Genomic DNA, 11892 nt, shown 5'->3' with positions numbered 1-11892 from the left:
TCAAGAAGGAAGAGAAGAAGAAGGACGAAAAGAAGGACTGGCACGGCAAGGACGGCAAGAAGGAAGAGAAGCGGGAAGAGAAGAAGAAGGACGAAAAGAAGGACTGGCACGGCAAGGACGGCAAGAAGGAAGAGAAGCGGGAAGAGAAGCGGGAAGAGAAGCGGGAAGAGAAGAAGGAGTGGCACGGTAAGGACGACAAGGAGCACCAGGGCGACGGCGGTGGCCTGCTCGTCGAGCGGGGCGGCCGGGCCCACCTGGTGAACACCAAGTTCTTCCTCAACAGCGCCGAGAACAACGGCGGCGCGATCGCCAACTTCGGCCGCGTCGAGGTCGAGAGCAGCACCCTCGACAACAACCACGCACGCGAAGACGGCGGCGCCATCTTCAACGCCGGTGTCCTCGAGGTCGAGGGATCCCGCGACGGCAAGGGCGGCGAGACCCGCATCGCCAACAACACCGCCGAGAACGGCGGCGGCATCGCCAACGGCCGCGCCGAAGAGAAGAAGAAGGAAAAGAAGGAACACGGCTCCTCCGACAGCCGCGAACGCCACGACGACAAGGGCAAGGCCGGCTTCGTGGAGATCGAGAAGGCCGACATCGAAGGCAACACCGCCCGCAGGAACGGCGGCGGCGTGTTCAGCAGCGACGGCTTCGTCCACGTCAGCTGGACCTTCGTCAAGAACAACACCGCCGGCGAGAACGGCGGCGGCATCTACGCCATCGACACCGTCCTGACGGTCAAGCACAGCAACATCGAGAAGAACAAGGCCCACAAGGACGGCGGCGGCATCTACAACGTCAGCAGCGAAGAGAAGAAGCACCGCAGCTACGGCAAGGACAAGGACGAGGAGACGCGCGGCACCGCCGTCGTCACCGACACCGAGATCCTCCAGAACAGCGCGGGCCGCTTCGGCGGTGGCATCTTCAACGGCGAACCCTTCGAAGAGAAGCACGCTCCTCGCCCCATGTCAGCGACCGAATGGTCCAAGCACAAGAACGACGAGGACGCCGCCCGCCTGACCCTGCGCGACAGCAAGGTCAAGGAGAACTTCGCCGGCAAGAACGGCGGCGGCATCTACAACAACGAAGGCAAGGTCACCCTGACCGTCACCAAGATCACCAAGAACAAGGCCGACAACGGCGACAAGCACCACAAGATCGCCGGTGGCGTCTTCAACAACGATGGCAAGGTCAAGCTCGACGACGACTCCACCATCACCGACAACGACCCCACCAACTGCGCCCGCACCGTCGAAGACTGCTTCAACTGAGCACTTCAGCGGACACAGCACAGACGGGGAAGGTCGGCCCCCTGCCACCGGAGGTGGCAGGGGGCCGAACCGTGTGCGCTACTGCTGGACGAAGACCGCCACGTTGCGGGCGGGCACGGTGAACGTGCCGGTCGCCCGGTCGAACGAGGCAGTCCGAAGCGCCGGGTCGGCCGAGGAACGCAGCACCGGGTGCAGCGTCACGTCCGCCCCGCGCAGCCCGCTGACCTGCTGGGTCGCGGCTTGCGGGGTGCCGTTGAAGACCACCGTCACCGACTTCCACGACCCACCGAGGCCACGGGCGTCGAGGGTCATGGTGAGCACGCCGGGGGTCTCGTCGGTGCCGGAAAGCGGGAATTCGACCCGCCGCTGCACCTCCTGCGCGGTGGGCAGGCCGAAGACCGGCGAGGAGGCCCGGATCCGCAGCAGCTCGGCGTACCGGGCGTCGGTCAGCTCGACCGCCGCGCAGCTCGGAACCAGCTTCGGATCGGCCAGCAGCGGCCGGGCGTACGGCCACTTGTCCCGATTGTCCTCCGCCGCCGGCAGGCCGATGCCGAAGCCGTTGCCCTGCGCGCAGTCCCAGCGGATCTGGTTGAACCAGTCCCCCGAGTTGTACGAGTTACGGTCCAGCGACTTGGACCGCAGCCGCTCGGTGCCGGTGGTGACGAAGCCGGCGCCCTGGCCCATCACCACCGTGCTCAGCGCGAGCACCTGCATCCGCGCCCGGTCCATGGCCGACGTGCCCGACGGCAGCTTGTAGGCGAAGGCGTCGTACAGGATCTCGTTGTCGTGCGCATCGACGTAGGTGACCGCCTCGCCGGGCGCGTCGGTGTAGCCGGCCGGCGAGCCGTTGTAGTCCACCTGGGCACCGGTCACCGCCCGGCCCGCGGAGTCGGTGAACCGGTATCCGCGCAGGTTACCGGCCAACCCGACCTTGACCAGGTCGTGCTGGTGCAGCAGCCGGGCCCGCTGCTCGGCGGCGGAGCCGTTGACCGGGTCGCCGTTGGGGTCGGTGAACAGCCCGGACGCGAAGCCCTGCCGGCGCGGGTTGTCGTCGAACGGCCCGCCACCGCGTACCGCGTCGCGCAGCCGGTCGTTGAAGGTGCCGATCCCGGTGCCGGCCATGTTGGCCTGGGTGGCCTGCACGAACCGCGCGTTGTCGGCCACCTCGCCGAAGTTCCAGCCCTCGCCGTAGAGCAGGATCTTCTTCCCGTCCACGCCGTCGCGGGCCACGGTCAGCTTGTCCAGTGCGGCCCGCACGGCCAGGATGTTCGCCTTCGGGTGGTGGCCCATCAGGTCGAAGCGGAAACCGTCGACCTTGTACGCCTTCGCCCAGGTGACCAGCGAGTCGACCACCAGCTTGCCCATCATGGCGTGCTCGGGAGCGGTGTTGGCGCAGCAGGTGGAGGTGGCCACCGCCCCGTCGTCGAGCAGCCGGTGGTAGTAGCCGGGAACGATCTGGTCGAGCACCGACTTCGGGTCGGTACCGGCGGCCGAGGTGTGGTTGTAGACCACGTCCATCACCACCCGCAGGCCCGCCGCGTTGACCCCGGCGACCATCTGCCGGAACTCGGTGGTGCGCCGCGCACCGTCCGGATCGACGGCGTAACCGCCCTCCGGCACGGTGTAGTGCAGCGGGTCGTACCCCCAGTTGTAGCCGTCGGCGTCCTTTACCGCCGCGACGCACTCCTGCTGCCGGTCCGAGTCCGGTGGCAGGGCCGCCAGGTCGCAGTCGGGCTGCCGCTGGTCGGCCCGCCGTTCGGGGATGGTGGCGAAGTCGAACGCGGGCAGCAGGTGCAGGTGGGACACCCCGGCGTCGCTGATCGCCTTCAGGTGGCGCATGCCGGCGGTGGCCGGATCGGTGAAGGCGAGGAAGGTGCCCCGCCGTTGCGCCGGCACCGTGCTGTCGGCGATGGAGAAGTCCCGTACCGACAGCTCGGAGATCTGCACCTTGGCGGACGGCACCGCCGCCGGCTTGCGCAGCGACGCCCAGCCGGCTGGGGCCAGCTTCGGGTCGGTCAGGTCGGCGATCTGGCTGTGCGTGGAGTTCGCCGCCAGCGCGACCGAGTACGGGTCGGTCACCGCGGCGGTGACCACCTGCTGCGTCGCCGGCTGCCACGCCTGCACCCGGTACCGGTAGAACTTGCCGGTCCAGTCGCGCGCCCCGCGTACCGACCACACGCCGGTGCGGTCGTCGCGGCGCATCGCCACCGTGCTCGGCGTGCCGGTGGGCGAGTCGAACAGCTCCAGCGAGACCGTACGGGCGGTGGGTGCCCAGACCGCCAGGGTCGGCACACCCCCGGCGAAGGTGGCGCCGAGGCTGGTGTTGGTGGCCGGTGCGTACACGTCGTCGAGCACCCCCGGGATCTGCACGCCGGTGGCGCCGAGCAGCGTGCCGTCGACGGCCCGCTCGGTCACCAGCAGTTGCCCGCGCAGCGCCGCCGGCACCTTGGCCAGGTCCCGCCGGTCCAGCGCGAAGGCCCGGTAGTCCCACAGGTGCGGGAACGTCGCGCGCTGGGCCTCGGTGAGCCCGTTGCGCTGCGCGGTCAGCGGCAGCGAGGTGTACGTCCCGACCAGCTCGCCGTCGACCACGCTCACCCCACCGACGGGCGCGGTCACCAGCGCGTACGCCCGGCCGTCGGTGGGACCGGTCCGCCAGGCGACGGTGGAGCGGTCGATCCAGTGCGCCTTCTGCTTGCCGATGTCGGTGTCCGTGCCGGTGCCGGTCGCCACCGACGGCAGCAGCCGGCCCGGCGTCGCGGCGAGCAGCCAGACCTCGCGGCCGGCGTCGGCGAAGTCGAGCCGCTGGTCCTGCGGCAGGTCCTTCTCGTCCCCCTTGTGGACGATGTAGCTCAGCCCGGTCGCACCCTCGGCAAGCGGCACCCGGAACTCGGCACCGAAGGAGTCGATCCGGGTCGGCGGCATCGGCCTGGCCCAGTCGGTCGGGCTGGCCGCACCGTCCCACAGGTGCAGGCCCCAGCCGTCGTAGTTGCCGTCGGGTCGGCGGTAGTGAATCACCGCCACCCCGTCCTCGACCGGCGGCGCGGGCTCGCCGGCGGCCTCCTCCCGGGTCGGGTAGGTCGCCCGGTCGCCCTGCTTGACCCAGACCTCACCGGTCTGCGTCACGTCGACGGTCCGGTCGTTGTCGACGTCCTTGTTCCCGTCGGCGTCGACCACCAGGAAGCCGACCGACTGCGCCCCCGGCTTGAGCTTCACCCAGGCGAACCGCCCGTAGGCGTCCGTGCCGGCGAACGGCTGCCCCTTCGGCCACTCGGTCGCGTACGCCGGGTCGATGTCACCCCAGGTGTACAGCCCCCAGTCCGCGTAGTCGCCGTCGGGACGCTGGTAGTGCACCACCAGCCAGTCACGCGACGCGCCGGACTGCTCCGGGGTGCCGACGGTGCCGGAGGCGCGGGTGGTCTCGGTGCGGCCCCGGCTGTCGCGGACCACCGCCTTGTACTCGACCTTCGCGCCGGCGGCCAGGCCGGTCAGGTCGTGGTGCACGGTGTACGGGGCGCGATGCGCCGAGCCGAGCAGCGTCCACTTCCCGCCGTCGACCCGGGCGGCGACCGTAACGGTGGCCAGCGGATCCCCGGTGACCTGCGCGGTCACCGCCGCCCGGGTGGCCACCGGCTGGTCCGGCGCAGGGGTGGTGATGGTGATGCCCGGCTTGGCGGTGGGCAGCGCGACGGGCTTGCCGGCCCGGTGCACCACCGCCGACAACGGCGGCACGGTCACGGTCAGCTTGCCGTCGCCGGCGGCGACCGGCCGGCCGGTGGCGCCGTAGATGCCGGTGAAGGTGGCACCGGCCGACCAGGTGTCCACGGTGACAGTCTGCGCGGTCGGGGCGTTGTTGACCGCCACCAGGTACTCGGTGCGGTTGTCCGGGTCGAACCGCGAGAAGGCGAAGACCCCCGGACCGTCGGCGGCGTGCCGGGTGACCTGCACGCCGTCGCGCAGCGCCGGGTGCGCCTGGCGCAGGCTGCCCAGCTCGGCGATGGCCCGGTACAGCGGGTGCGTCCGGTCGAACTGGTCGACCGCGTGGGTACGGTCGGTGCCCAGCAGGTCGTCGTCGAGGTAGTCCGGGGTCTGCGAGGCGAACATGGTCTGCCGGGCGTCCTTGTCCCCGCCGGAGCCGGTGAAACCCTGCTCGTCGCCGGAGTAGATCACCGGCTGGCCGCGGGTGAGGAACATCAGCTCGTGGGCGAGCTGGTCGCGGCGCAGGTGGGTCGCCGGGTCGGTGGGGCCGCCCGCGATGAACGAGCCGATCCGGCCCATGTCGTGGTTGCCGAGGAAGGTGGTCAGCCGGCCGGCGTGGGTGTCCCGGGCGGCGTACAGGTCGTCGCTCGCGTACACGTCGGCCAACGCCTTCGCGGAGCCGTCGTTGGCGGTGAAGCCACGCGCCGCCTCCTGGAAGGCGAAGTCCAGGGTGGCGGGCAGGGCGCCCTGGCGTACGTAGTTGGAGGTGATCTCCGGGTCGGCGCTGTAGACCTCGCCGAACATGAAGAAGTCCTTCTTGCCGGCGCGGGCCGCGGCCTGGTTGATGCCCTGGCTGAACTGCGGCCAGAAGTCCAGGTTCACATGCTTGACCGTGTCCAGCCGGAAGCCGTCGACGCCGGTGGACTGTACCCAGTCGGCGTAGATCTTCGTCATGCCGCGGACCACCTCGGGACGCTCGGTCCACAGGTCGTCGAGGCCGAAGAAGTCGCCGTACTCGCTGTTCTCACCGGCGAAGGTGGAGTCACCCCGGTTGTGGTACATGGTCGGGTCGTTCAGCCAGGCGGGGACCTTGACCTTCGCGTCCGCCGGGGTCTCGAAGGCCGGGGTGTACGGGAAGGAGTCCGCGTTCACCTTGGGGAAGGCGCGGCTGCCGTCGGCGTAGTTGCGGTCCTCGAACGGCCGGCCCTGCGCGTCGCGGTACGGCGCGGTCGCCTTGTCCACGTAGCTGTAGCGGTCCTCGGCGTAGCTGATGACGTCGGCGGTGTGGTTGACGATGACGTCGAGGTAGACCTTGATGCCACGCCGGTGGGCGGACTGGACCAGCTTCTTCAGGTCCGCGGCCGTGCCGAAGTGGGGATCGACCTGGGTGAAGTCGGTGATCCAGTAGCCGTGGTAGCCGGCCGAGACATCGTCGCCCTCGCCCTGCACGGGCCGGTTCTTGAACACCGGGGCAAGCCAGATGGCGGTCGTGCCCAGCCCCTGGATGTAGTCGAGCCGGTCGACGAGTCCCTTGAGGTCACCACCCTGGTAGAACCCCTTGTCCCTGGGGTCGTACCCGGTGCTCAGCCGGTCTCCGGCCAGGCCGCCCCGGTCGTTGCGCGGGTCGCCGTTGGCGAACCGGTCCGGCAGGACGAAGTAGAACTGCTCGGCCCGCGTCCGGTTGGTCCCCGCGGCGAGCAGGGCCGCGGCGGACGGCTCGGCGTGCCAGGTGGCGGCCCCGGTGGCGCTGAGCGGGCCGGCGCCGGCCGACTGGGCGGCCGCGGCGGTGGGCTGCACCACGACGGGCGCGCCGACCAGGGTGAGTATGAGCAGGAAGACGAGGGCCAGCACGGGCTTGCGCGGTATCGGCGGCGGTTTCATCGACGGCCTTCCTCTGGTCGCTGATTGGCCCGCACGCTAGCCCTTGCCGAAACATTCTGCAATACCTTGCAAACAGGCCCGCAACAATGCCGGCTCCTTGCACAAGGCTGGAAAGGAGATCCACTCGCCGTAGACGATCGCCCTCAGCGACCGCTACAGGCGCGGCCGGAAACGGTGCAGCTCACCGGGCTCGGATCGGCGAACTCGATGTGGAAGAGCAAGGCGACCGAGGTGCCTGCGGCGAGATCCGGGCCGCTGCGGTAGGTGAGCGTGCCGCCGACACCCGTGAACGTCCCCTGTGGAACGCCCTCCAGCCAGGCCGTGACCACCCGGCCGCCCGGGTACTCCACCCGTGCCACCCAGCCCAGGTCCCCGCGTGAGGTGTTGCGGATCAGCACCTCCGCGATGAAGCCGCCCTGGAACGTGTTCACCATCCGGTACCGCGCCTCCAACGGTGCGGCGGCGGGCGCGGTGGTCCGGGACGGTGCCGGCGACGGGGGCGACGCCACGGACGCGGGCTCAGACGCGGCCGGCGCGGTGGCGGTCGGGCTCGGCGGGTCGGTCCGGCGCGGGGAGAGTCCAGGCACGGCCGGCGACGGCCGGGCCGGCACCGCCGACGCCTCCCGCCCCGCTGACGAGGCCCGCTCCGGCAGGGGTACGGCGACCGCCGGCGGCGCAGGGCTGAAGTCCGGCCCCGGGCCTCGGTACGCCCCGACCGCGACGACGAGCAGCACCACCATGACGCCGACCCCGACCGACACCAGGATCCAGGGTGACGAAGTGACGGCGGCCGGGCCGGGGGGCGGGAACTGACGCGGAGCGCGCCGCATACCGGACATGTCTCTCCTCAACGAGCAGCCCGGCAAGCGTAACGATCAAGAGCAATGCCCGAAAGTACCCGGCGAATCACCAGGTGTCCCAACAGTCCCCAAACCCGGGGGTCAGTCGACCGCGCACGCGGATCCGTTGACCGTGCACAGTGCCGGGTAGACCCCACCACCCGTACGGCTGAACCGCAGGTGCACGGTCTGCGATGACCCGGCATCGAGCGGGCGGGTGCCGCTGAGCAGATACCACCCGGTGTCCTTGATGGTCACCGACACTCCCGGGCCGCTGGAGGCGCTGATGCCGGTGACGTCGCCGGTGAACCTCAACTCCACCCGCCAGTCCCTGGACTCGCCGCCGCCGTTGCTCACGCTCAGCCGGGCGCGGAAAGAGGTCTCGTCTTCGTTCAGCACCTTGTAACTGACCGCGACCTCGCCGGTGTCGGTGGCTGACAGCGGCTCCTCCGGGGCACTGCTGGTCGGCGCCACGCCGGCACTTGACGGCGCGGCGGCCGACGCGGTGCGGGACGGGATCGCCGGTTGCGCCGACGAACCGCTCGGGGTGGGCGACACACCACTCGGCTGGCTCGGGCTGTTCGGGCCGCTCGGGCTGTCCTCCGGCGCGAGCGTGTCCGCGGCCGCCGGGATCGGCAGGCTCATCGGCGGCGCGAGCGCCGACTGCGTCGGCCGCTCGGGGCCACGGAACGACAGCACCGCGACCACCAGCATCACCACCAGCAGTGCGGTACCGAGCAGGACCACCACCCACGGCGCGGAGGCGATCACCCTGCGCGCCGTCCGTCCGCCGGCCTCTTCTCCGGTCTCCGCACCGCCCGGCCGCACTGACATGAGGTCCCCCCCTCGTCGTCACCGACGCGCCAGCCTAGTCACGCCGCCGGGGCACGCGAAACGGGCGATGGGTCGGACTGTCCGACCGATCGGGGCCGTGGCCAGAACGGTGCCCTGGCCTGGCCGGAGGTCGGCCGGAGGCGGCACCAGCGACGGTAGGAACTGCCGGCGGACCGGTCGACAATCCTCAGCGCGGCGGGATCCGCACCTCGATCTCGCTGCCCAGTCGGGCACCACCGTGCAGACCGAGGTCGTCGCCGCTCCAGAACCGACCCGGGTCGTACCAGTTCGGCCGCCGGCCCGCGGGCAGCAGTCCCATCTCCTCGTAGGTGACCGCGACGACCTCGGCGCAGTACGCGGTCTCCAGGGTCCGCTCGCGGCCCGCCTCGGCGCGTTGCCGGGCCGGCGGCACGGGCAACCCCGGCACCCGCGGCAACCCCGGCGGCGCCGGCACCCGCCCGCGCAGCCACCGCCAGGCCAGCCGCGCGGTGGACGGGAACGGCGTACCGTCCAGCCGGGCGACGGTCCGCAGCACCGACCGCTCCATCTCCGCGTCCGCCGGCGGGTCGAGCTGGCGCAGCCAGGCCCGCTGGCCGTACCGGTCGGCCCACACGCGGACCGCCTCCCGCAGGTCGTGCAGCTGCACACCACGCTGGTGGGTGCCGGTCCACATGTCCGGCAGCGACCGGCCCAACTCGGCATGCCACATCAGCGGCGGCATGTCGTCCAGCACCACCGCCATGCCCACGTGGTTGACCGGGCTGTTGGTGGTCAACTGGATGGCGCGGTCGGGCACGCTGCGACCGCGGAACACCCACACGTCGCCGGTACGGGTCAGCTCCACCGCCTCGTCCAGGCTGATGCTCATGAAGGTCTACCCTATGCGGATGGCGCGACGGGTGCGGTGGTGGAAGGTCCTCGGCTTGGCCGGTCTGGCCGGAGTCGCGGCGTCCGGCGTGGTGATCGCGCGGGCGGAGCGGCGGCGGCGCGCGTACACCCCGGAGGAGATCCGGGCCCGGCTGCGCGACCGGCACGCCGAGGCGGCCTCGGCCGGCCCAACGAGCGAGGCCGGCTGACCCGCGTTCCCGTCGGGCGGTCGGTCAGTCCACTTCGACGTGGTTGCGGTCCCACCGACCGCCCACTGGTTGGCTGTCCAACCGCAGCGCGCCGTCGGCATTGCCGGCGAGGTCGTTGTCCTCGATCCGGCACGACACGCAGGAACCCCGTTCGGTGATCCACAGTCCGTGGCTCTGGGTGGGGTGCTCGCGGTTGTCCCAGATCCGGTTTCCGCGCACCGTCGCCGATTCGAAGAGCGCGTTGATGGCGATGCCGGCCCGCACCGGCGCGGCGGGCGGCAGCTCGTAGCCCATGCCCGGCGGTGGTACGTCCTGATTCCATGCGTTCGCGGCGTCCGGCCGCAGGTCGGCCAGGTTCAGGTCGGTGTCGGTGTTGCCGACCACCACCGCCATCCGGGAACCCACCCGCAGCACCTTGCCACGATGGCCGTCGGGCGGCCAGCTCGCTGTCCGGTCCGTCATGGACCGACGGGCGTACCGCACCGACTCTCCGGCCCCACCGGCGGCCGGAGCGCACTGCCGGCCGTTGTTGCGGATCCGGTTGCCCACCACTGCCGCGTCGACCATCGGCCGGTCGACCCGGATCGCGTCCAGCCCGTTGTCCCAGAACTCGTTACTGTCGATCACCACGTCCGAGGCCGCGCCCTGGAAGCCGGTGCCGAGGTCGTGCTGGTGATAGCCGTACCCTCCGTTGCCGCTGATCCGGTTGCCCCGGATGGTGTACGGGCCAGGGGTGTTACCCATGCTGATCCCGTCGCGGACGTTGCGGTCGATGACGCAGTCGCTGAGAATGCCGCCGCGCCCGGCGACACCGGCCGTGCCGTTGGCGGAGACGTCGAAGCCGGCCTCGAGGTTGCCGGTGAGCGTGCAGGCGGAGACGATCAGCCCGTCGGCTCCCCAGTCGGAGATGCCGAACCGGTTGGCCTGGCTGTGGCAACCGATGATCCGGTACCCGCGCGGGGACGCCCAGTACGACTTCTGCAACTCCAGGAAGATCCCGTTGGTGCCGTTGCCGAGCGTGGTGCAGTTGCTGATCGTGCAGCGTTCCACCTCGCCCCAGCCGCCGATGCCGATGCCGATGCCCGCGCCGCCCATCTCCTCGCCGTTGTCCAACCGGCCGCAGCCGACCACCACCACCCCGTCGATCAGGCTGTCCTGGAGGAAGTCGCAGCCCAACCCGGTCGCGCCGGTGTGGTGGATGAAAAGGTTGCGGAACACGCCCCGCACGACGTACTGCAGGCCGAGCCCCTTGGCCAGATAGCTGTACTCCGCCATGGCCACGCCCGAGCCGTCGATCTCGAAGTCCGCGAAGGTGCAATCGGCGATGTGCCGGTCGCGATCCGCGCCGTGCTGCACCGTGGTCCAGAAGGCGAGCGGCGTCGGTTCGGCGCGGTTGCCCTCGTTGCTCAGCATGAACCGGGTCGCGCCCGCTCCGGCGCCGAGCAGGGAGACCCCACTGCGCCAGACCGTGCCCGCGTCCCGGATCGAGTAGATCCCCGGCGGGCAGTAGATGACGCGGGCTCGGCCGTCCGCGGCGTACCCTTCGCCAAGCCGGTCCACCAGGGCCGACAGCGCGGGCTGGTCGTTGGTCACCCCGTCGCCCCGAAGTCCGAACTCCCGCGCGTCGCACCACAGCGGCGCACCGGCCACCGGGGCCAAGCGCTCGCGGCTGGCGGTGGATCGGCCCGGCAGGCGCACAGGGTCCTCCCTCGGTCGTGACCTCCTGCCCGCCCGGTTTCCCGCTCCCCCTCCCCGGAAACGCCGCCACCCCGAGCATCAGGACGCGCGGGTCGCCCGCCGGCTGGCCCGCCCTCGGCCCGGCCGTCACGCCGACGTCGATCCCAGAGAGCAGGATGCGCTGCAAGCGCGTCACGGAGTCCGCGCAAGGCTGCGAACCCACCGTCGGAGCGCGCCGGTGACGAAACGTGACCCGGTCCGATGCGTCCGCCGTGGCATCCCGCGGGCGGCAAAGGCCGCGATGTCCGGGTCGGGTTCGGACCAGCCGTCACCGGATGTCCGGTATCGGGTGGATCGGGCGGTGGGCTGGGTCACCCCCGCGGCGGAATCATGCCCGCACCCTGGTCGTTGAACATGCCGTGGCCGCGACGCTCTCCCGCGCCGCACAGCACGCCGCACCGGGCCGACCGGCGGGGAATGATGCTGGGCCCCGGGTCGTTGAACATGGCATACCGCCGGCGCTCCCCGCGCCATGACCGGCACCCCCGGAACCCCTGGCCCGCTGGAATGCGGGACCGGCCCGGATCGTTACACCCCCCGGACGCCCGAGCACCCCCC

At 71.1% G+C, this 11892-nt stretch carries 6 protein-coding genes and 1 pseudogene; 2 read left to right on the top strand and 5 right to left on the bottom strand.

Annotated features, from left to right (window positions below):
- Positions 1–1271, top strand: a pseudogene (locus AB0M52_RS21865) (hypothetical protein); the annotation flags it as partial.
- Positions 1272–1349: 78 nt separating this feature from the next.
- Here the strand turns inward: AB0M52_RS21865 and pulA are convergent.
- The 4 genes from pulA to AB0M52_RS21845 all read right to left on the bottom strand — a co-directional run bounded on the left by pulA (position 1350) and on the right by AB0M52_RS21845 (position 9389).
- A complete protein-coding gene (pulA, locus tag AB0M52_RS21860; RefSeq protein ID WP_363956566.1) occupies positions 1350–6848 on the bottom strand; it encodes a pullulanase-type alpha-1,6-glucosidase in 5499 nt (1832 codons plus the stop codon).
- Between the two features lie 143 nt (positions 6849–6991).
- Positions 6992–7687 (bottom strand): cellulose binding domain-containing protein, encoded by a 696-nt coding sequence (locus AB0M52_RS21855; protein ID WP_363956563.1) that lies wholly within the window; start codon positions 7685–7687, stop codon positions 6992–6994.
- Positions 7688–7789: 102 nt separating this feature from the next.
- Positions 7790–8521 (bottom strand): cellulose binding domain-containing protein, encoded by a 732-nt coding sequence (locus AB0M52_RS21850; RefSeq protein ID WP_363956561.1) that lies wholly within the window; start codon positions 8519–8521, stop codon positions 7790–7792.
- Between the two features lie 187 nt (positions 8522–8708).
- On the bottom strand, positions 8709–9389 hold the full coding sequence (locus tag AB0M52_RS21845; RefSeq protein WP_363956558.1) for a hypothetical protein: 681 nt from the start codon (positions 9387–9389) through the stop codon (positions 8709–8711).
- Between the two features lie 19 nt (positions 9390–9408).
- Between AB0M52_RS21845 and AB0M52_RS21840 the strand changes: the two genes are divergently transcribed.
- Positions 9409–9597 carry a hypothetical protein gene (locus AB0M52_RS21840; RefSeq protein ID WP_363956555.1) on the top strand — a complete coding sequence of 63 codons (189 nt, stop codon included), beginning with the start codon at positions 9409–9411 and terminating at the stop codon, positions 9595–9597.
- Positions 9598–9621: 24 nt separating this feature from the next.
- On the opposite strand, the gene AB0M52_RS21835 is transcribed toward AB0M52_RS21840, so the two are convergent.
- Positions 9622–11295, bottom strand: coding sequence for a right-handed parallel beta-helix repeat-containing protein (locus AB0M52_RS21835; RefSeq protein ID WP_363956553.1), 1674 nt, complete (start codon positions 11293–11295; stop codon positions 9622–9624).
- Between the last annotated feature and the right edge of the window lie 597 nt (positions 11296–11892).

Origin of the sequence: Micromonospora sp. NPDC051296 (assembly GCF_040682255.1) — a bacterium.
GTDB classification, from domain to species: Bacteria; Actinomycetota; Actinomycetes; order Mycobacteriales; family Micromonosporaceae; genus Micromonospora; species Micromonospora craterilacus.
Note: the sequence above shows the minus strand (reverse complement) of the source record. Positions and strands in the feature narration are given on the sequence as shown.

Coding starts and splice junctions, on each gene's coding strand:
- pulA (WP_363956566.1), bottom strand. CDS start 6,848: ATGAAACCGCCGCCGATACCGCGCAAGCCCGTGCTGGCCCTCGTCTTC.
- AB0M52_RS21855 (WP_363956563.1), bottom strand. CDS start 7,687: ATGTCCGGTATGCGGCGCGCTCCGCGTCAGTTCCCGCCCCCCGGCCCG.
- AB0M52_RS21850 (WP_363956561.1), bottom strand. CDS start 8,521: ATGTCAGTGCGGCCGGGCGGTGCGGAGACCGGAGAAGAGGCCGGCGGA.
- AB0M52_RS21845 (WP_363956558.1), bottom strand. CDS start 9,389: ATGAGCATCAGCCTGGACGAGGCGGTGGAGCTGACCCGTACCGGCGAC.
- AB0M52_RS21840 (WP_363956555.1), top strand. CDS start 9,409: ATGGCGCGACGGGTGCGGTGGTGGAAGGTCCTCGGCTTGGCCGGTCTG.